General features: G+C 42.9%; 14 protein-coding genes and 1 pseudogene. 12 read left to right on the top strand and 3 right to left on the bottom strand.

What is annotated here, in order from left to right; genetic code table 11:
• Positions 1-179: 179 nt before the first annotated feature.
• From RFF05_RS14605 to RFF05_RS14630, 6 genes and pseudogenes are all read left to right on the top strand, one after another.
• On the top strand, positions 180-455 hold the full coding sequence (locus RFF05_RS14605) for a DUF3847 domain-containing protein (protein ID WP_409967776.1): 276 nt from the start codon (positions 180-182) through the stop codon (positions 453-455).
• Complete coding sequence (gene mobQ / locus RFF05_RS14610; RefSeq protein WP_409967777.1) at positions 455-1,924, top strand: MobQ family relaxase; 1,470 nt, start codon at positions 455-457, stop codon at positions 1,922-1,924. The genes RFF05_RS14605 and mobQ overlap by 1 nt, the downstream gene beginning before the upstream one ends.
• A gap of 14 nt (positions 1,925-1,938) precedes the next feature.
• Positions 1,939-2,121: a transposon-encoded TnpW family protein gene (locus RFF05_RS14615; protein WP_409967778.1), complete on the top strand. Its 183-nt coding sequence runs from the start codon at positions 1,939-1,941 to the stop codon at positions 2,119-2,121.
• A gap of 29 nt (positions 2,122-2,150) precedes the next feature.
• A pseudogene (locus tag RFF05_RS14620) lies at positions 2,151-2,816 on the top strand (DNA topoisomerase); the annotation flags it as partial.
• Between the two features lie 248 nt (positions 2,817-3,064).
• The gene (locus tag RFF05_RS14625) at positions 3,065-3,403 is read left to right on the top strand and encodes a helix-turn-helix domain-containing protein (RefSeq protein ID WP_409967779.1); all 339 of its coding nucleotides are present in this window, start codon (positions 3,065-3,067) and stop codon (positions 3,401-3,403) included.
• Positions 3,404-3,513: 110 nt separating this feature from the next.
• Positions 3,514-3,954, top strand: a complete 441-nt coding sequence (locus RFF05_RS14630) for a helix-turn-helix domain-containing protein (protein ID WP_409967780.1) — start codon at positions 3,514-3,516, stop codon at positions 3,952-3,954.
• Between the two features lie 286 nt (positions 3,955-4,240).
• On the opposite strand, the gene RFF05_RS14635 is transcribed toward RFF05_RS14630, so the two are convergent.
• Positions 4,241-5,458: an IS110 family transposase gene (locus tag RFF05_RS14635; RefSeq protein ID WP_409967781.1), complete on the bottom strand. Its 1,218-nt coding sequence runs from the start codon at positions 5,456-5,458 to the stop codon at positions 4,241-4,243.
• Between the two features lie 281 nt (positions 5,459-5,739).
• Between RFF05_RS14635 and RFF05_RS14640 the strand changes: the two genes are divergently transcribed.
• The 6 genes from RFF05_RS14640 (at position 5,740) to RFF05_RS14665 (ending at position 19,859) form a co-directional block, all read left to right on the top strand.
• The gene (locus RFF05_RS14640; protein WP_409967782.1) at positions 5,740-7,347 is read left to right on the top strand and encodes a YodL domain-containing protein; all 1,608 of its coding nucleotides are present in this window, start codon (positions 5,740-5,742) and stop codon (positions 7,345-7,347) included.
• Positions 7,348-7,615: 268 nt separating this feature from the next.
• Entirely contained in the window at positions 7,616-8,197 is a 582-nt protein-coding gene (locus tag RFF05_RS14645) for a PBECR4 domain-containing protein (protein WP_409967783.1), read from the top strand.
• 955 nt (positions 8,198-9,152) lie between these two features.
• Positions 9,153-9,509, top strand: coding sequence for a TnpV protein (locus tag RFF05_RS14650; protein WP_409967784.1), 357 nt, complete (start codon positions 9,153-9,155; stop codon positions 9,507-9,509).
• Between the two features lie 815 nt (positions 9,510-10,324).
• Positions 10,325-16,678, top strand: a complete 6,354-nt coding sequence (locus RFF05_RS14655) for an N-6 DNA methylase (protein WP_409970122.1) — start codon at positions 10,325-10,327, stop codon at positions 16,676-16,678.
• 678 nt (positions 16,679-17,356) lie between these two features.
• A complete protein-coding gene (ltrA, locus tag RFF05_RS14660) occupies positions 17,357-19,231 on the top strand; it encodes a group II intron reverse transcriptase/maturase (protein WP_409970123.1) in 1,875 nt (624 codons plus the stop codon).
• 106 nt (positions 19,232-19,337) lie between these two features.
• Positions 19,338-19,859 (top strand): hypothetical protein, encoded by a 522-nt coding sequence (locus RFF05_RS14665; RefSeq protein ID WP_409967785.1) that lies wholly within the window; start codon positions 19,338-19,340, stop codon positions 19,857-19,859.
• 163 nt (positions 19,860-20,022) lie between these two features.
• On the opposite strand, the gene RFF05_RS14670 is transcribed toward RFF05_RS14665, so the two are convergent.
• Entirely contained in the window at positions 20,023-20,922 is a 900-nt protein-coding gene (locus tag RFF05_RS14670; RefSeq protein ID WP_409967433.1) for an IS3 family transposase, read from the bottom strand.
• Complete coding sequence (locus tag RFF05_RS14675) at positions 20,873-21,199, bottom strand: transposase (protein ID WP_409967432.1); 327 nt, start codon at positions 21,197-21,199, stop codon at positions 20,873-20,875. Before RFF05_RS14675 ends, RFF05_RS14670 begins: the two co-directional genes overlap by 50 nt.
• Between the last annotated feature and the right edge of the window lie 30 nt (positions 21,200-21,229).

Consider the following 21,229-nt stretch of genomic DNA (forward strand, 5'->3'; position numbering starts at 1 on the left):
CCTTGCGCCCCCTTCGGGGTCTATCCCTGCGCACCCTAGGAAAGAGAACGACCCTTGCGAGGCTCATTCTCTTTCCTAGGGTCTGATGTCCTAACCCTGTGAAGTTTGACCATTTACCAAGGCTCTTGGTAGGTGGTCATTTTTTGTGCCAAAAATTACGAAACGGAGGTTTATACACGATGAAAACACTGGAAGAAATCCGAAAAGAAGAGGAGGCCGCACAGCTAAAACTGACCCAATACAAGCACAAGCTAGACCGTCTCCGTCAACGAGTGAAATACTATGAGGAGGGGGACAGGAAAAAGCGAGTCCATCGCCTCATCACCAAGGGTGCCGCCATCGAAAGCATCGCCCCCTCCACCGTCCACTTGTCCGAGCAAGACTTCTATGCGCTCATGAATCACATCCTATCCCATCCATCCGTCATTCCTCTGCTCCCACAGGAGGAAACCTAATGGCTCTTTTCCATTTTAGTGTCTCCCAAATCAAGCGAAGTGCTGGGCAATCAGTCATTGCCGCCGCCGCTTATCGGGCAGGCGAATCCCTGTTCAGCGAACGCTATGGCGAGACCAACGACTTCACGAAAAAAGGGGGTGTTGTCACATCGGAAATCCTTCTCCCCACCCATGCACCGACAGAATATTCTGACCGCCAAACCCTATGGAATGCCGTGGAAAGTGCCGAGCGTGGCAAGGCGGCACAGTTGGCATACAGCTTTGACATCGCCCTACAAAACGAGCTGTCAATGGAAGAAAATATCGCCCTCACACGGCAGTTTTTGCAGGAGCATTTTGTCAGCCGTGGCATGATTGCCGACTATGCCATCCATCAGCCAGACCGTGAACGGGGTGGCAATCCAAACCCTCACTTCCACGTCCTCTGTCCCATCCGACCCTTGGACGAACAGGGTAAATGGACAGCCAAGCAACGGCGAGTATATCGCACCGACAGCGAGGGCAATCGCCTGCGAGACGAGAAGGGCATCGCCCTCTTTGATGCCGTAGCGACCACCGATTGGGGCAAGCCAGAAACCCTAGAATTTTGGCGGTCAAAGTGGGCTGAGACCGTCAACGAGGCACTGTCCCGAAGAGGGGCGATAGAGCGAGTGGACAACCGCTCCTATCAGCGACAGGGCATTGACCAAATCCCCACCATCCACGAGGGGGTAGCCGTCCGAGAAATGGAGGCCAAGGGTACCCCCACAGGCAAAGGCAATCGCAACCGATGGATTACCGCCACCAATGCCAGCATTCGAGACCTCAAGGGCAAAATCACCGCACTGCTCACTTGGCTCAAAGAAGTCCGTGAGACACCACAGCCCCCGACTTCTCCCTCCCTCATTGAGCTATTGCAGAGCTATTACAATCAGCGCAATCGCACCGCATGGAGTGGCAAGGCCAAGCTGGGGAACTTGAAGGATTTCTCCAAAGCCATCAACTATCTCACCGAGCAACGGCTTCACACTCTGGCTGACCTAGAGGGCAAAGTCACGTCCATCAGTGACAGGGTTGATACTTTGAAAGGGGCAATGGACAGCAAGGGTAAGCGAGTGAAGGAGCTAGACGAACTGCTCCGCTATGCAGAGATGTACGGCAAGACCCTCCCTGTATTCGAGGAAATGTCCCACATCAAGTTTAAGGGCAGACAGGAGACATTCAAAACCAGCCACGAAAGTGAGCTACGGCAATACTACATGGCGAAGCGCAAGCTGACCCCATACTTCACCGAGACAGGCAAACTCCCCCTCAAGTTATGGCGCAACGAGCAAGACCAGTTACGGCAGGAGCAAGCACAGGACTACGAGGCCTACAAGCCCCTTAGAGAGGAGCTAACACAGCTTTTGAAGGTACGCCATTGCACCGAGATAGCCCAGCGTGACCAGCCCCACACAGAGCCACAGAGCCGAGACCAACACGACCGATAAGGAGGACACCTACATTGAGCAACGAAGAACGTCCCATCGAAACCCAGACCGACACACCAGTGATGCGCAAACGGATTGGCAACATCACCTATCAAGTCAAATTTCATCCCAGCAAAAGAAGTTCAGAAACTGCAAGAGATAAGCTAAAAAAGCTGATTATTCGCCACTATAAAGCGGATTTCGAGAAAAGTTCTTAAGTCACTCTTGACAATGTGTCTCTGAAGATACCATTTTGTCTGCAATGGAGAACGCAGGACGTGATGAAGATATTGACAAAGAGTTTTGTGGAATTGGAACACCAGCCACTCGTGCCGGTGTTCTCGAAAAACTGGTCAAGGTGAATTTGCTAGAGCGTAAAGGCGATAAAAAGACCAAGTATCTGATACCCACAGACAAAGGCACTGCACTCATCACCATTTTACCCGAAGTGATTGGCTCACCACTAACCACGGCACAGTGGGAAGAAAAGCTAAAAGCCATTGAACTAGGAGAACTCAGTGCAGATGGGTTTCTAGCTGAAATTGCCGATATGGTAAAATCTTTGATTGGCACATACGAAGTGGTAAAAGGCAGTGATGCTCTATTTCCACGTACCAATGGTGGCAAAACCATTGGGAAATGCCCTCGATGTGGGAAAGATGTCCTTGAAAACAAAAAGGGATATTGCTGTGAAGATAAGGCTTGTGGCTTTGCCCTTTGGAAAGAAAACAAGTTTTTCACTGCAAAGAAAAAGACCTTTACCGAGAAGATGGCAAAAGACCTTATCTCAAAAGGTAAAGTCAAGCTAACAGGCTGCTATTCAGAAAAGACAGGCAAAACCTACGATTGCACTGTGGTGCTTGATGATACTGGTGGGAAATTTGTCGGGTTTAAGATGGAATTTGGGAAATAGTAAACAGATTGATGTTCATATTTGTGTGGTAGACTTTCGATATTCTCCCGTGGTATAATTGAAACAAGCAGAGATTGTTTTTATAATCTCGAATAACGAACTGGATGGTGGGAATACCGTCAATTTTATATTAATTTTGCTTGTTTTTTAGTTCGCAACTAGAATGCAACCTATATTATCTCGATAGTTGGTGGTCGCAACTTCTTAAATTTGTTAAAATATAACCAACAAGAAAGGAGATGTTAACTATGAGATTAACATTAATAATGGGATTTGTTGGTTTGATTTTCTTCGCAGGGTTTATTTTTCTACTTTCGCTAATATGTCGAGCACTATTGAAGTATATTAAGTCAACAGATATTCGGCAAGAAAAATCTAAAACAAGAGTCTCTCTTGGAGAAGCCTTAAAACAACATCGAACAAAGTGTAAAATGACACAAGAGTTTGTAGCGGAAGCTATCGGTGTTAGTAGGCAAGCAGTTTCTAAATGGGAAAGTGGTGCTTCCGACCCGAGTACATCAAATTTAATAGCACTTGCGAAACTATTTGGCATTTCGGCTGAGGAATTGCTAAAAGAAGTTGAGTAGTAGAGCGAATTTATATAGTATTTAGCTTCATTATGACGAATGTTAATATGCGTTGCTTGTGGCAATGGGCAAATATCAGCTATAATTAAAGTGCAAAGGAGGTATTTGCTATGTTAAATGAAAAAATCAAGTCATTAAGAAAACAACGAGGATTTACGCAAGAAGAATTAGCAATAAGGTTAAATGTTGTTCGTCAAACTATTTCAAAATGGGAAAAAGGACTATCTGTTCCTGATGCTGAAATGCTTATAAAAATTGCAGATTTCTTTGAAGTAACCACAAGCGAACTTTTAGGTGGCAGCGTTCAATCAAGTGCAAATGAAACGGAGCAAAACGAAATTTCACAGCAACTTGCAAGAATAAATGAACAGCTCGCTATTAAAAATAGGCGTTCACGCATTATATGGAAAGTGATTTTAGGCATAATCATTGCTGTCGTTGTATTCAATATTTTTATGATTGTAATATCAATGGTATCTTTTAACAATTTCAATGATAGCTTAAATACAACTATTACACAAACTTATGAAGAAACAATTCCCATAGAATAAAATGAGCAATTTGCCTGTGAAAGCACAGAATCCATTTTAAGTAAGCTAACATTACTAATTACGAACACCAAACACGCAAAAATAAATCTTCACAGCACCTATCGACCAACCTCGGTAGGTGCTTTTTGTACCTAAAAATCAAACCAAAGGAGTCCTGTAAATAAAAGTCAAGCCCTAAAATGAAAAAATCTCACAAAAATTGTGAGATGACAAAGCAGGCATAACAAAACAGGCCAGAGAAAGAAGGTGTAATCACTGACCTGAAAAACTATGAAATTAGCGTCACTTAGCCCTCGCTGGCGGTCTCCAGAGCCAGCATACACTCCTTGACCCGAGCGTAATAAATCCGCAGGAACTTGTTCTGTGCGGCCGTCATGTAGACGTAGTAGGGCTTGCCCTCGGCACGTTTCTTGTCTATGAACTGGTACACCGCCTCGTCCTCAGGCTTCTTCTTGACGTAGGTAGACACCACCTGAAACAGCGTTTTGCGCAGGTGGGGCGAGCCACGTTTGGTGGTCTTTCCGCCTTGAGAGGTCTGCTTGCCTGACTGGTTGACCGACGGATCCACCCCTGCAAACGCCACAATGGAGCTGCGGTGGGCGAAGCGACGCACATCCCCAATCTCCGCCATCAGCTGTACGCCAGTGGCCTCGCCTACGCCGTACATCGCCATGACGGTGTCGTACTCGGGCAACTCTTTAGCCATGCGGTTCATCTCGATTTTCATCTCAGAGAGGGTTTCTTTGGAGGCTATGAGTTGCTTGGCCGCCGTCACAACCAACAATTTTGCGTAGTCGTTTTTGGGCAGAGTGACAATCATTTTCTGGGTTTTTGCGTAAATTTCAGCCGCCTTTTTGGGTTGAAAATGGTACCCCTTTCGCTTGCACCATTTTTGATAGCGGTCTGTGAAGGACTTTTCGCTGACGGTTGCAATGCAGTGACAGTGCCAAAATGTAGCCAAAAAATCAATCCACTTGACATGACCATCCTTGCGCTCAGGACTAGAAAACAGCTCGTTGACGCCTGGAAAGGTCTTATCCGAGAGAGAAATTAGGTTGTTTTGCAATGAAACAATGGTTTTCATGTACAAATTGTACTGCCGTGTGCAGAGCTTTAATTGTTGTCGTATGGTTTCCATAGGTGTATGTTCTCGCAAATCCACCCAATTGTCAAGCCCGTATTTTGCGATTTTTAGGGCATCGGCTTTGTCGGTTTTAACCTTGCGGATGGAGCCACCACCGCTCTGCTTGATGAGTAGTGGGTTGAGAATGCTGACGTAGATACCGTGCTGGCTCAGTGTCTGGGCGACTGGTTCGTGGTAACGACCAGTGGCCTCCATGATGACACGGGTGTCCGCACCCAACGCAAGAATTTCCTGCGCCAGTACGTCGATGCTGTGGCTGTCGTGCTGGTAAGTACGAGGTGGGAGCGCCACCTCACCCATAGGCCGCAGGGCGGCTACCACGCTGAATTCTTTGGAAATATCGATTCCGACTGCGTTCATATTGTTTCCTCCATGTATTTTGATTAGGCATTCCGCTTTCTTCGCTGCTTGTTCAATCTCCTGAGTGACACGAACGCACCAGTCTTGGTGGCACAACCTGCGCAAATCGAATGCTGCGAACGAGAGAGGCGGCTGGCGGACTCCTTTGCGGGCGTGTAAGCCCTCGGAAAACAGAGCCAGACCTGTTCTCTCCCATTCTAACAGCTTAGGCAACAAAAAGACAAAAGACACGGCTGGCAGCCGTGCCTTAAACCTTAATTTATATTGTAGGAGGAAAAACAATGGAACAAGATATGGTTTTAAAGCTAACACCCGAAGAAAAACGCAAGCAGGAAGAACTTGAAAGTCATGCTACCTATCAGGTTGGCGATGGCTATTTTATGATTGAGGAACACACCGAGGGGTGGAACTACAACTTCTATGACCGAAATATGGTGGTTACAGATGGGGGTGTTTATGATGACCCTGACATTTCCATCGGTGATGCCATAGACAGTATTCTTGAAGCTGAGGTGTTCATCGGCAAGGATAGCTTGCTAGATAGAACTGCTACAATGATTGACTTTGATGCTTTTTGCGAGGAAGTCGATTCATGCGAACAGGAACACACAGCATCACAATTAAAGGATTTTCAATTTGAAAATACCCAAGATGCAAGCTATGCTATTTATCAGTTAAAAACAAGCGATTACACCCGTGATTTTCGTTTTGAGGGTGCAACGCATTTGGAACGCAACAACATTGCAATAGAAAAAGGCAACTTCAACAATGTCTACACTGCTCCACTGGACGAAGAAACAAAAGGTTTGTCTACGGATAGTAAGCTGAACAAACTTTACACTCAATTCAATATTGACCACCCACAAGATTTTACAGGGCATAGCCTTTCTGTGGGTGATGTGGTGGCACTCAAAGAAGATGGCAAAATCAGCTATCACTTTGTAGATAGCTTTGGTTTTAAGGAAATTCCATTTGAAAATGTAGTGGAACAACTTCACGGTGTAGATACCCAAACCCATCTTACAGAACTGGTGGGTATCGCAAAAAGCAATCCACAAGACCTTGTGCAAGTATTGTCAAATGACCGATTTGCACGAGATGAACTTGCCACAGCAATTAGCATTTGCAACTTACAAGAAGAACTGGAGGGCAACTTTAGCTTTGAAGATGTTGCAAAACTCAATTCCTATTGTCGTGATGTATGGCTGAAAGTAGATGAAGTATCTTTTGAAAAAGTGAAAGATTTTGCCACTGCTGCTATCAATGAAAATACGGCAACCATAGATGAAATTTTATCTATGACAAGAAGTGAGTTCGGCTCTGCTGTCATAGATAATGACACCCACGTTTTATCAGAATTGTTCCCAAAAGAAAGCAATGAGCAACTTATCACCCCTGATTCTGACCACATCAAGGTGGATGGGCATATTGGCACTTGGTATGTGGTTGATACCACAAAAATTGACCATGAAACATATCATTTGCTTGAACACGAAACCTATGGCGATGAAGCTGCTTGTATTATCGTGAATGGCTCTGGTATGCTTGTTCTTGATGATGTGTGGAATGGCTTTGATGATTTGCATGACCACCTTGCAGACTTGCAGGCAGAGAAATCCAAGCAACACGAAAATCCTCTTGAAACGGTTGAAAAAAGCGTCGAACAAAACTATAATCAGATTGATGGATTGATTAACAACCAAGACCCTACTGATATTTTAAAAGAACTGGAAGATGCTCGTGAGGAAGTCAAAGCAGAAAAAGCACAGGCACCAAAGGTTGATGATCCTGAGCGAAAACCCTCTGTTTTGCAAAAACTTCGTGAGGGTAAGGCAAAAACAGGGCAAGATATAACAAACAAAGAGAAATCAAAAGAACCTGAACGCTAAGTCATACCGAATTATCAAGGAATTGTAAAATTTTTTTATGATGTTGACATACTTTTGTTTTTTGCGTATAATAATAGTAACGACAGGCAACGTCTGAGTGTCTGCCAAGTGTTGATGTACAGGGGGGTATCGGAACGCCTTGCTGTACGGAGCTTTCCGCAGGGGTTGTGCAGCTAACCTCGAACCGATTAGGTAGAAATACCGAACGAAAATGCTCATAAGCCACTTTGTGCAAACAAGGTGGCTTATTTATATAGAGAGGAAAAACATGGACAAATTACTTGCGTGTGCAACCGCCTTTCACAATTTGCTTGATGTTGAATACAGAATTGTGTTAGGGCGAAAAAATCAACTTACCGAATTACATATAAGATTTGAAGCAGTACATTTTCATCATTTAATGGGACTTGGAAAGCTCAAAGATTTGCAAGTTGCTACAAGAAATCGTAGTCAAATTTTTGGCGAAATTTTAAGTGGTTCGTTTTCTTATCGAGATATTGCAATCAGTGACTTTGTAGGACAAATCGAAAATCGCTTTTCTCCCCTTTCACAGATAGAAACGGTATTTGATAATAACAATCTAGTATTTCGCTATAATGAAAGGCTTCATAGTTTTTCAATGATTCAAGCGGATTTCTTACTATCTACTCCTATTGATGGAAATGATATTTACGTTTTTTTAGTGAAGAATGATAATGACGAGAATTACTTTTGCCGTTCCTTTTTTCCAAAAGAAACAACCGATTATACAGTCGGACAAACGAAATATGCCCTACTCTATAAAGAAAAAATCAAGCTATCTACTGGTGAAAAAGAAATACAGTATGATAGACTAAACAAAGATAAGTAAATAACCAATAAACCATGAAAAGCCGTTATGAGGACTAAACTCCTTGTAGCGGCTTTTTTGCGTTTTACGGGAACGCTAAAGGAGGATAAAACAAGCATGAGTAAAAAGTTAGAACAGATGACAGCACTTTTTACCACTGTAAAAGAGGATGTCACCAAGAATATTGACAACTGGCAAGGCTATCTTGAAACTGCAAGCAGATTGTATAAATATAGCTTTGATGATCAGGTTGCAATCCATGCCCAAAGACCTGATGCCACTGCTTGTGCCACAATGGAACTTTGGAACGGTAAAATGAACCGTTGGGTAAAAAGTGGTGCAAAAGGCATTGCCCTTATCAAACAAAACACAGGGCAAAAGCCACGATTAGAATATCTATTTGATGTGTCGGATACACGAGCCGTGCAAGGTGCTAGAAAACCCTACTTGTGGGAAATGAAAGACCTATACCACGAACCCATCTTAGAGAAATTTACAGAAATGTATGGGCAAACAGAGCAAGCCACGTTTGCAGAACAGCTTATGGAATTTTCTGCCCGTGCTGTGGGCGAGCATTATCGTGAGTTTCTACACGATTTAAGCTATGAACTAGAAGATAGTTTCTTAGAGGGGTTTGATACCCTCAATATTGATGTAAACTTTCGCAACGCTCTTACAACAAGTGTGCAGTATCTTACACTTACACGTTGCGGCTTTGACCCGAAAGAATATCTTGATGATGAAGATTTCAGGGCAATCTTAGAATTTAACACCCCTGCTGTTCTCTCACATCTTGGCAATGCGTTAAACCTTGTATCAAGAGAAATGCTTGTACAAATTGGTGACATTGCACGAACCATAGACAAAAATTTGTTGCAAAATCATGTTGCAAATTCCACTGATTTATCTTATAATAAAAATGTAAACTTTAATACTTTAAAGCAAGAAATCGTAAATGTGAAAGGGGCAAATATAGATGAACAATCTGACGTATCAAAAGAATGGGGATTATCAAATTCCGAACCTAACAGTGGGACTGGAGAACTATCCCGAAACAGTGGGCAAGTATGGGATGCTCAGGGAAACCCACCTGAAGAACCGCCGATCAGGAACGTACAGCAGAATGCTACAAGACGGGAGTCTGTGGCCACACCTTTGCCAAGTGGACGAACAAGCACAGGCACAGGTGGACTTGATGATGGACGAACTGATGAAAGCACAGGGCGTGACCGAGAGCCTGAAAGAAAGCAATCAAATGCTTTGGGTGCAGATGGTAACGAACATCAAAGCACAGGCAGAAGAAGTCGTGCTAAGGGAAATGATTTACTGCTAGATTTCGTTACGACCGAGGAACATTCCGAAGAATACTTAACGGCAATTTTAAGCCATGATATGCACTTCAAAAATAAGCTGGAAGAAATTTCAGCTTATTTTTCTGCCCATTTTGACCCTGCAGACCGTGCAGATTATATGGAGCGTAGCATCAACAAAGAATACACCGAAATTGCTCATGGAGATGTAAGACTTGGCTACAAATCAGAAATTGATGGGCTTACCGTTTGGAAAGGCTCCTATCTCTCTCGTACTTCTGAAACCAAACTATCGTGGGATTTGGTACAAGGCTTTACCAATCATCTTGTGCTGCCTACATTCCGTATGGAGCAAGCGAAGAAACCCATGCAGATGTCCCTATTCCCAACGGTGGAACAACAAATTGAACATATTGTAGAAGCTAAGGCAGTGGAACAAACCACTGCTTTTTCTTTTGCCCAAACCAAACCTGAAAACACCGATGTCATTCCCCTAGATGTAATAGATAAAGTGCTATCTTCAGGCAGCAATGAACTGACAAAGTTTAATCAACTGATTACAGCAGGTCACTTTGCCTATACCACTGACTTACAAGATAATGCAAAATTTCTACAAAACCATTATCGTACTGGTGGCAAAGGCTTTGTCATTGATGGGCAAAAATACGCTGTATGGTTTGATAAAACAGGTTTGCAGATTGCAAGCGGCAATGAAGTAAGAATTGCAACCAACAAAGTTACCCTCTCTTGGGAGCAAGTAGCCGAAAAAATCAGAGGGTTATTAGAAGATGGTCGATTTGTACCAACGGACATTTTAGAGAAGTCCCGTGAAGCCTATATGCACCGTGTCGCTGAAACATATTCCTTTATGTATCGTGACCGAAGTGATGACTATACCAATGAAAAGCTAGATGCTATTGTCACCCGTTTTGGGTATCCCGATTGTCTATATGAAATTTCAAAGCATTTTCAAGATAGTGATAAATTTGCCGATATGATGGCAGGTATCAAGCAAATGATACAAGACCATGAAAACACCGAGGGTGGCATCATGCGTATGGGCAGAATGAAACTATATGAAATGCCCCATATCATTCAAGACATGAACCGTGAGCCGATTGTCTTTCCAACACCACAAGCAGATTTTCGTGTTACCAACCCAAGTTTTATCACCAATGATGAAATCACAGCAAAGATAGCCAGTGGCTCAGGTGTTTCCGATGGCAAACTACGCATTTACTCATTCTTCAAAGAAAATCATACAGAGAAAGAAAAAGTTGATTTTCTAAAGCAGGAACATAGTGGCAGTGTCTACGGTAGCAAAGGGATTGTCATTGAGCGTAATGTTGATTTTAATCGTTATGATGAAATTACCATCAGCTTTCCAAAATATGCAAAAATGATAACCCAACTTATCAAGGAAAATCGTTACTTAACCCCAGAGGAAGTTGCTGAATTGCCACGTTTTGAAAAACGTCAATTAGGTGCTATGATTGCTAATTTTTATAGTTATGCCCCTAGCGATTTGGAGCGACCTTTTGATAAGAATATCTCTTACTATTGGGATAAGGCGGATCATATCGGCGAACAACTGGAAAACCCTGATTTTGTAGAAAATGTATTAGAACAGATGGACTATGCCCTAAAAAATACATTGTCCGTTGAACGTGGTTTTGATAGTATGCAAAAAGCCTTTGATGGATTGACAGCCTATCAAAATGGCACTTACACCGTCTATCCAAGCCAAAGCCAAACGCAGAGCAAGCCAGCACCAACCGTAACAAAGCCAGTGGATGAAAATGACATTACCCGTCTTGCAAGCAACTTAGAGCGAAATCGAAAAACTGCACTCAAATCAGATGAATACGGACAACTCACCCTTGATTTTTCTGCCCCTACTCCTGTTTCTGACAAGCTAGAAGAAAAAGGCTTTGTTGTTTCAGAGGAACTCGTCGACTTTGCAAAGGAACATCTTGATGATACTGCTACCCCTGATGAAATTGCAGACAAAGTGGTGGAAATCATCGCCCAAGATGAACGAGAACAGCTTGAACCACTAGAACTGTCAGAACCTGTGGTTACTCCTACCATAGAGGAAGTTCCTCCCCCTACCAAAGAACAGACGATTGCAGCTCAAGAGCAACTGATACAGAGCGAACAAAGTGTGCTTGCATTCCTCCAAGAAAAAGCAGAACACCCTAACGATGTAATTGGTGTTGCTGCGGGCGAATTACTACTATTTTATGGCAAAGATGCGGAACAAGTTGCACCGATGATTGGAAGCAAGTTGTTACAGCGAGATATTCCCGAACTTGGCAACTCCTATATTACTGGCACAAATATGGCAGATTGGCGTGTTGCCAGTACAAAACTTGCCTTGCAAGGGGTTGATTTTCGTTTCTTAGGTGCTGAAAATGACCAACATACACTCTTAACAGAACATAAAGCAAGTGACTTTATTCCCGTTGGCTCTCAGGTGCAATATGAGGGCAAATTATTCGCCATCGAGCAAGTGCAGTATCAAGATGGTACCGTGTATTTGCGTGATGTTCACAGCACTCTACCCGTGATGCAAATGGTAAGTGTCAGCCATGCCCGTGACTTGGTGCTAGAACAGGAACGAATTGAGCCACAACAAGCCGTGCAGGTGGAGATGGAAACTGCTACTATCGAGGATGAACCACGCTATACCGTCGCATTGCTAGAAGAAGGTTTTGACCGTTCTTATGTTGTCCATGACAATGAGTTTGACTATGATGGTTGGGAAAAGCATCAATATCCTGACTTGATTTATCAAGCCTACCCCACAAAAGAAGAGGCACAAAAAGCCATTGACACCTTGCTTACAATGGAACAAGCACCAACCCCACCTGACATTTTGTTTTTTGATAACTTTAACGACCTTACCCTTGATTACAGCAAATACAATGACCAAGATGTCATTGGCTATAACGCTGATGGTGTCAAATACACCGTCGGCAAAAGTGGCAGTTTGGTTTACACCACGCAAACTACTTCTATTACTCCTTATGGCGAAGTGTTGGGCGATAGTATGACCCCTGAAATCCATGAGAAATTCAAGGCTTGGAAAGCAGAGAAAGACAGCGTATCATTCCAGTTTGATGGTGGTTTAGTGGCAGAACCTGAAGAAGTACCACCCTCTATTGTAGATACTTCACCAAAGCATAATTTTCATATTACCAATGATGAATTGGGTACAGGCAGTTTAAAAGAAAAATTTGCCCGAAACATCTTAGCTATTGAAACTTTAAAAACCATTGAAAGCGAAAACCGACGTGCCACATTAGAGGAACAACAGATTTTACACGAATATGTAGGCTTTGGCGGTTTGGCAGATGCCTTTGATGATAGTAAAACTGCTTGGGCAAGTGAGTATCAGCAACTAAAAGGATTACTTACCGAAAGCGAATACACTTCTGCTAGAGCAAGTACCCTAAACGCACATTACACCGCACCTGTGGTAATCCGTTCTATGTATGATGCCATGCAGAAAATGGGTGTGCCACAAGACGGCAATATCTTAGACCCTGCACTTGGCAGTGGTAACTTCTTTGGAATGCTCCCAAGCCAACTAGAAAACAGCCATTTATACGGTGTGGAACTAGATGGATTAACGGGGAGAATTGCAACCCAGCTATACCAAAATGCCGATGTGCAAGTAAAAGGGTTTGAGAAAACCACGTTCCCTGATAACTTCTTTGATATGGCAGTGGGCAATGTTCCCTTTGGCAATTACAAGGTATTTGACAAACGATATGAAAAGCAGAATTTCTTAATTCACGATTACTTTTTCGGAAAAACATTAGATAAAGTGCGTGCTGGAGGGATTGTAGCATTCATCACTTCAAAAGGCACACTGGATAAAGAAAGCGATACCGTGCGTCGTTACTTGGCAGAACGTGCAGACCTGTTAGGAGCCATTCGCTTGCCCAACACAGCCTTTAAAGCCAATGCCAATACCGAAGTAACCTCGGACATTATCTTCTTGCAAAAGCGTGACCATGCCCCTGCCGTTATGCCCTCTTGGGTGGAACTTGGTACAACCGAAGATGGTGTTGCCGTCAACCAATACTTTGCAGAAAACCCACAAATGGTTATGGGAACGATGGCGATGGTGAGTGGTCCGTTTGGCATGGAATCCACTTGTATGCCGAATACGGATACCACGTTAGCAGAGCAATTACAAAATGCCATTACCCATCTGCAAATGCCTGACCAAACACTCCTAAAGCAAACGGCAGCCATCGAAGAAACAGATAAAGATACCTCTATCAGTGCCACACCTGATGTGCGAAACTTTAGCTATGTGGTGGTTGATGATAAAGTGTATTATCGTGAAAACAGTCGCATGAACGAAGTCAATCTTTCGGCAAAAGAATCAGCAAGGGTAAAAGATTTGATTGCAGTGCGAGATAAAACTAGAGAAATCATTGAAATGCAACTGGATGAGTGTTCCGATGAAGCACTTGCACAGGCACAAGGCGAACTGAATACCCTTTATGATGCGTATAACAAAAAGCATGGGTTAATCAATGCCACCGCAAGCAAGCGTTCCTTTGCCAGTGATGTGTCCTATCCTCTACTTTGCTCTCTTGAAAAATTAGACGAAGAAGGCAAACTCAAAGGCAAAGCCGATATGTTTACCAAACGTACCATCAAAAATTCTGCCAAAATCACCAGTGTTGATACCCCAAGCGAAGCATTGGCGGTATCTATTTCAGAAAAAGCTTGTGTTGATATTGGCTTTATGGCGGGATTACTTGGTGGTTCAGAAAAAATCCCTGATGTGATTGATGGATTGAAAGGCGTTATCTTCAAAGACCCACTAACCCATACCGAGGGAAATCTCGTAGGATGGCTACCTGCTGATGAATATCTTTCGGGCAATGTGCGTGAAAAGCTAGAAATCGCAAGGGCTGTTGCACAAAGCAATCCTGAATTTGCAGTGAATGTAGAAATGCTTGAAAAGGTACAACCAAAAGAACTGATTGCCAGTGAAATTGATGTGCGTATCGGTGCAACATGGATTGATCCGAAATACTATGCACAGTTTATGTTTGAACTGCTTGGCACACCACGTTATATGCAGGGCGATAGAATTGACATCAACTATTCCAAGCATACAGGCGAATGGAATGTTAGGGGTAAATCTGAGGACAGAGCCAACCCCAAAAGCAATGCCACCTACGGTACAAAACGCAAAAATGCCTATGCCATTATGGAAGATAGCCTAAACTTGCGTGATACTCGTATTTATGACAAGGTGTATGACGATGAGGGGCGAGAAAAACGTGTCCTAAACCCTCAACAAACCACCATTGCCCAACAAAAACAAGAAGCCATTGGCGAAGCCTTTAAGGAATGGGTTTGGAAAACACCTGAACGCAGAGAGGAACTGACAAAAGTTTATAATCAAATTTACAACTCCACTCGTCCCCGTGAATTTGATGGTCAGCATATCAAGTTTGATGGTATGAGTCCTCTCATTCGCTTGAACAAGCACCAAAGCAATGCCGTGGCTCGTACCCTATATGGTGGAAACACCTTGCTTGCCCATTGTGTGGGTGCGGGCAAAACATTCACCATGATTGCAGGTGCAATGGAGAGCAAGCGACTGGGTTTAAATCAAAAATCACTCTTTGTTGTACCCAACCATTTGACCGAACAAATGGGCGCTGATATTTATCAGCTCTATCCTGGTGCAAAGGTGTTGGTGGCAACGAAAAAAGACTTTGAGCCAGCCAACCGTAAAACCTTTTGTAGTCGTATTGCCACTGGTGATTTTGACATTGTGGTAATCGGGCATAGTCAGTTTGAAAAAGTGCCTTTATCGGTTGCAAGGCAAGAAGCTATTTTGCAAAAACAGATAGATGATATTCTCCTTGCCATTGAAGATGCAAAATCACAAAATGGCGAACGCTACACCGTCAAGCAATTAGAAAAGACCAAGAAATCCCTTGAAACAAGGCTAGAAAAACTGGCAAGTCAAGAACGCAAAGATAGTGTTATTACCTTTGAAGAATTGGGGGTTGATAAGCTCTATGTAGACGAGGGGCATATGTTTAAAAATTTGTTCCTCCACACAAAAATGCGAAATGTTGCAGGTATCGGGCAAAGTGAAGCACAAAAATCCACCGATATGTTTACCAAGTGCCGATACATGGATGAACTCACAGGCGGAAAAGGTGTGGTATTTGCCACTGGTACACCCGTGAGCAATAGCATGACCGAACTTTATACCATGATGCGATACTTACAATACAAGACCCTTGAAAAGCTGAATTTAACCCATTTTGATAGTTGGGCGGCAAACTTTGGTGAAAAAGTGACAGCTATCGAACTTGCACCAGAAGGCACTGGTTTTAGAGCCAAAACAAGGTTTGCAAAATTCTTCAACTTGCCTGAACTCATTAACATTTGGAAAGAAGCATCTGACATTCAAACTGCCGATATGCTAAACCTACCAGTGCCAAAAGCAGAACACATCACGGTGGTAACAAAGCCATCAGAGTTTCAGCGTGAAATGGTAGAAAGCCTTGCAGAACGTGCCGATAGTGTGCGTAAAAAAGAGGTTGAACCCAATGTTGATAATATGTTAAAGATAACCTCAGACGGGCGAAAACTTGCCCTAGACCAAAGGCTTGGCAATGATATGCTTGCAGACGATGAGGACAGCAAAATCAACACCTGTGTGAGCAATGTATTTAATATTTGGGAGGAAAGCACGGATACCCTTGGTACGCAAATTATCTTCTGTGACCTTTCCACCCCTCATTACGATGGTACATTTAACGTGTATGATGATATTAAAAACAAGCTAATTGAAAAAGGTGTGCCACCTGATGAAATCAAGTTTATCCATGATGCAAGCACGGAGCAACAAAAGGCAGAACTATTTGCCAAAGTGCGTAAAGGCACAGTGCGTGTACTAATTGGTAGCACTGCAAAATGTGGTGCTGGTACAAACATTCAAACAAAACTGGTTGCATTGCACCATACCGATTGCCCGTGGCGTCCTGCAGATTTGGAACAACGAGAAGGTCGAATTGTACGTCAAGGTAATGAAAATAAAGAAGTGAAAATTTTTAAGTATGTTACCGAAAACACCTTTGATGCCTATAACTGGTCACTCATCGAAAACAAGCAACGCTTTAGTGCGACACGTTCCTAAGTGAAAAGCTTAGGCACAAGTAAAAGGAGGTGCAAAATAAACTTGTAGAATTAATCATCTGATTGATGGAATGATGGAGTAACGTCCTGAAACGTCAACCTTAATACTCCGACTGGCTCTACTCAAAAGGTAGATGTTCAGAAGCTCGGTGAAGTCGGCAGAGAGTTACCGTAATGATAAAACTTAGATATCAACGAAAGCTGTTTAGGGATAAATGGTGTAACCCATATGCCGGAGGTCTAAAAAATACCTATGGTGAGAATGACTAAAAAGAGTCTGACGAACTTGCGAATGTACGGGTCTATAGTTGTAGCACATAGAAATGTGTGGGTATCTTTTGAGATAGTGTGTGAGGTAAAGTAAAAATTGAATTTATGAAATACCTTGTATTGTTACAGGCAATACCAAGCACACAGGCTTAAAGTAAGCACCTAAGGGTATATGCAGAGATAAGATGATTGAAACGTGGAAAGTAAAGGGGCTTTTCCCAAAATTTGAAAAGTCAACATATGAATTCATAAGTATGTGAACCCTTTGCGAGAGTGATGGCACGACCTGAGAAGTTCTTGTAATGAGAATGGAGGAACAGCCATTAGTCGATTATTATGATTTAAGAATAGAAAAGTAAACATTCACAGCTTCGAGTATGACAAAGAAAATCAAATCTGAAAGGAGATGATGCCTGTGACACAAACGAAGCAACGAAAACACAAGAAAATACGGCATATAGAATATTATGATTTACAAGGCACGTTTGATAAATTGTATGCAGATAGCAAGCAAAATAAAGTTTTCTCCAAATTGATACCAATTGTAACCAGTAAAGAAAACATACTATTGGCATATCGAAATATTAAACGTAACAGTGGTAGTAATACTTATGGGGTAGATAAAATGACCATCAAAGACATTGAAAAAATTGATGAGGAAAAGTTTATTGAAATCATAAGAAAGAAATTTGAGTGTTATAGACCTAAAGCAGTTAGACGTGTAGAAATTCCCAAACCGAATGGCAAAACCAGACCACTAGGCATACCCGCCATGTGGGATAGAATTGTACAACAATGTTTGTTACAAGTACTTGAACCAATATGCGAAGCTAAGTTTCATGAACGAAGCAATGGATTTAGACCTAATCGAGGAGCCGAACATGCTATTGCACAAAGCTATGTCATGATACAAAAGAATAACCTTCATTTTGTTGTAGATGTAGATATTAAAGGCTTCTTTGATAATGTTAACCATGCAAAGCTCATTAAGCAAATGTGGCAAATGGGAATTAGAGATAAAAAGCTGATTTGTATTGTGAAAGAAATGCTGAAAGCACCTATTAAATTGCCAAGTGGTAAAGTGATTTACCCTACGATGGGGACACCACAGGGTGGACTGTTATCACCGCTACTATCCAACATTGTCTTAAATGAATTGGATTGGTGGGTAGCTAGTCAATGGGAAAAGATGCCTGCACATACAGTACCAGATTATCCCAATAATAAAGGGGTTATGAATCGTGGTAACGCTTATCGTGCTTTTAGACGTGGAAAGTTAAAAGAGATGCATATTGTAAGGTATGCTGATGACTTTAAGATTTTCTGTCGCAACAAAAACGATGCAAACAAAACTTTCTTTGCTGTAAAAACATGGCTTGCCGAAAGGCTCAAGCTTGAAATTAGCGAAGAAAAATCAAAAGTTGTCAATTTGAAAAATTGTTATTCGGAATTTTTAGGGTTTAAACTCAAGGCAGTAGAAAAAGGTAATTCTTATGTAGTTAAATCACACATGTGTGATAAAGCAATAAATAAAAGTAGGGATAGGCTTAAGACTTTGGTTATTAGGATGTCACATGCCAAAGATAATTCTGAAGAAGCGATGTTTGTAAATCGCTACAATGCTTCAGTATCTGGCTTGCATAATTATTATAAAATTGCTACACATATAAATTTGGATTGTGCAGAAATATCTCGTGTAATGATTGCAGTACACAAAAATAGGCTTAGGAAAAGAATTACCAAACAAGGTGATTTATATGGATTTCGATATATTAAAAGTCAATACGGGAAAAGTGCACAGATTAGATTTGTAGGAGGCAAGCCTTTAATACCTGTCGGTTATGTGCAACATAAAAATCCAATGTGGAAAAAGAGGTCAATTAACAAATATACCCCTGACGGAAGAGAAGAAATTCATAAAAAACTGCAAATCAATACAAGAATATTGCACGCTTTAATGAGGGCGAATGACGGGAATAGAAGTGTTGAGTATATGGATAATAGACTTTCATTATACTCGGCACAACATGGGAAATGTAGTGTGAGTGGTAAAATATTAGAACTAAAAGAAATTCATTGCCACCACAAGAAACCTAAACACTTAGGTGGAACAGACAAATACAGAAATCTTGTTATCGTTCATCATATAGTCCATAAATTAATACATGCAACTACAAAAGAAACCATTCAAAACTGCCTAACACAACTGCAATTAACAAATATTCAGTTACAAAAACTAAACAATTTGCGAAAAGAAGCCGACCTTTTTGAAATTGTAATTTAATCGTTGCTCGAAAGAGTGTAAGTTTACTTTAACTAAAACAACATAATAATCGATGGAACGCCGTGTGCGGTGAAAGTCGCATGCACGGTGTGAACGGGGGGAAAAGATGGAGATTATATCAAAGTTTTACCTATCCGTATTTGGGCAAATATTCACCAGTAAATCTCCCGCACGTTCTGCCGATGATATTGATGCCACTGCTCTTTCCTATGCCGAGGTAAAAGCACTCGCCACAGGTGATGAGCGAATTAAGGAAAAAATGGATCTTGATGTGCAAGTGGCAAAGCTAAAGCTAATGCGTTCTTCTCACCAAAGTAACTGTTATGAAATGGAGGATAGAGCCATCAAGTATTATCCCATTGAAATCAAGAAAACCGAAGAACGTATTGCAGGCTTGCAAGCAGATATTTTGACAGCAGAAAACCACCCTATCACCAAGCTAGTTACCACTTTGAACGAAGATGGTACGATGGGTGCAGCAACCCAAGAGGATGCCTTTCAAATGGCGATTGGTGGTATCACCCACACCGAACGCAAGACCGCAGGTGAAGCGATTATAGAGGCTTGTAAAGGCATTAAGAATATAATGGTCCCCCTGTCAAGACCACTTCCTCAAAATTTATCGTGAACACAACAACCTATTTTGCTTCCTGAGCCAAGCCTGGTTGTGGTTACCTCCAGGGTAGCCGCCCGAAGGGTTGCCTTGACCGACTGGGTCAGGCTGGTACAATGGGAAAGGCGAGGGGAACGGCCTCCGCCTACAACCCACGACCTCCCGTCGCCACCAGTCCTCAACCAGCCTGTGCCAGACTGTCAAGGTGGTTGGTTGGCGTTGTGAAGGCTGCCCCATACACGGCCTCTGGAGTCTGATTTCCCAGTGCTTGATGGGGTCTGAAGGTGTTGTACTGCTTGATATAATTTCCAATTCCACGGCGCAATACCCTAGGATTTTGATACTCGTTGAGGTAAATTTCCTCGGTTTTCAGGCTACGGAACCACCGCTCAATCATGATATTATCCGCCCAACGGGACTTACCATCCATGCTTTGGACAATGTGATTTGCCTTCAAAAACCCCTTATATTGGGAGCTTGTGAACTGACATCCTTGGTCAGAATTGAGAAAAGCGGGGGTGCCGTGGCTAGAAATTGCGCGCTGGACAGCGGCGATGACGTTATCTGTGTCCAGCGTATCGGACAGACTCCAGCCCACAATCAGACGGCTATACCAGTCGATAATCGCCGTCAAATACATGTGCCCGTGGTGCATTTTGATGTAAGTGATGTCGATTGACCACACTTGATTCGGGAACGAGACAACCTTATTTCTCAGCAAATATGGTACGATAGACTCTTTAAAGTTGCGTTTTGAGAGATTTGCCTTGGGATAGAGAGCATGAATTCCCATCTCGCACATCAGTCGCCTAACCAGCTTGCGACCCACAAAAATCTGGTCGGTGGCCAGCTTGGTCACCAGCTTTCGAGAGCCGATGTAGGGCATTTGGGTGTGCCAGTAGTCGATGCGTGCCATGATGTGCTCCCGCCAGCGCTTGGCCTCCTGGTCGACCTCCACAGGCTGGTAGTAGACCTGCCCTCGGGGCAGACCCAGCAGCTCACATTGACGGCGGATGGACAGGTCTGCGTCAGTCCTGAGGGAACTTGGGGACGGGGATGCCGCAGTCCCGAAAGGCACCCTGAATAAAGTCTCGCTCCAGTGTCAATTGGCCGATGGTGCGGAGCATCTGCTCCTTCTCTTTTTTCAGGGCAACCTCCTTCCGATGTGCTTCTTTGACCTGCTTTTTCTCATCGAAAACCTGACTGGCATTGGATATAAATTCCTTCTTCCAGTTGCGAATCATGTTGGGATTAACCCCCTGCTCGGCAGCGATAACGTTTAATTCCTTCTCACCCTGGAGGACTTCTAGGACGATCTTGGCCTTATATTCGGCGCTGTAACTGCTTCGTGGCATGATATGTTCTCCTCTCGTTTATCGTTTTTG

It is taken from the genome of Bengtsoniella intestinalis (genome assembly GCF_039719005.1).
Lineage (GTDB): Bacteria > Bacillota > Clostridia > Oscillospirales > Oscillospiraceae > Oscillibacter > Oscillibacter intestinalis.

What these genes read in the sequence shown, in the direction of transcription:
- RFF05_RS14605 (WP_409967776.1), top strand. Translation starts at nt 180, where the DNA reads ATGAAAACACTGGAAGAAATCCGAAAAGAAGAGGAGGCCGCACAGCTA.
- mobQ (WP_409967777.1), top strand. Translation starts at nt 455, where the DNA reads ATGGCTCTTTTCCATTTTAGTGTCTCCCAAATCAAGCGAAGTGCTGGG.
- RFF05_RS14625 (WP_409967779.1), top strand. Translation starts at nt 3,065, where the DNA reads ATGAGATTAACATTAATAATGGGATTTGTTGGTTTGATTTTCTTCGCA.
- RFF05_RS14630 (WP_409967780.1), top strand. Translation starts at nt 3,514, where the DNA reads ATGTTAAATGAAAAAATCAAGTCATTAAGAAAACAACGAGGATTTACG.
- RFF05_RS14635 (WP_409967781.1), bottom strand. Translation starts at nt 5,458, where the DNA reads ATGAACGCAGTCGGAATCGATATTTCCAAAGAATTCAGCGTGGTAGCC.
- RFF05_RS14640 (WP_409967782.1), top strand. Translation starts at nt 5,740, where the DNA reads ATGGAACAAGATATGGTTTTAAAGCTAACACCCGAAGAAAAACGCAAG.
- RFF05_RS14645 (WP_409967783.1), top strand. Translation starts at nt 7,616, where the DNA reads ATGGACAAATTACTTGCGTGTGCAACCGCCTTTCACAATTTGCTTGAT.
- RFF05_RS14650 (WP_409967784.1), top strand. Translation starts at nt 9,153, where the DNA reads ATGAACAATCTGACGTATCAAAAGAATGGGGATTATCAAATTCCGAAC.
- RFF05_RS14655 (WP_409970122.1), top strand. Translation starts at nt 10,325, where the DNA reads ATGCACCGTGTCGCTGAAACATATTCCTTTATGTATCGTGACCGAAGT.
- ltrA (WP_409970123.1), top strand. Translation starts at nt 17,357, where the DNA reads ATGCCTGTGACACAAACGAAGCAACGAAAACACAAGAAAATACGGCAT.
- RFF05_RS14665 (WP_409967785.1), top strand. Translation starts at nt 19,338, where the DNA reads ATGGAGATTATATCAAAGTTTTACCTATCCGTATTTGGGCAAATATTC.
- RFF05_RS14675 (WP_409967432.1), bottom strand. Translation starts at nt 21,199, where the DNA reads ATGCCACGAAGCAGTTACAGCGCCGAATATAAGGCCAAGATCGTCCTA.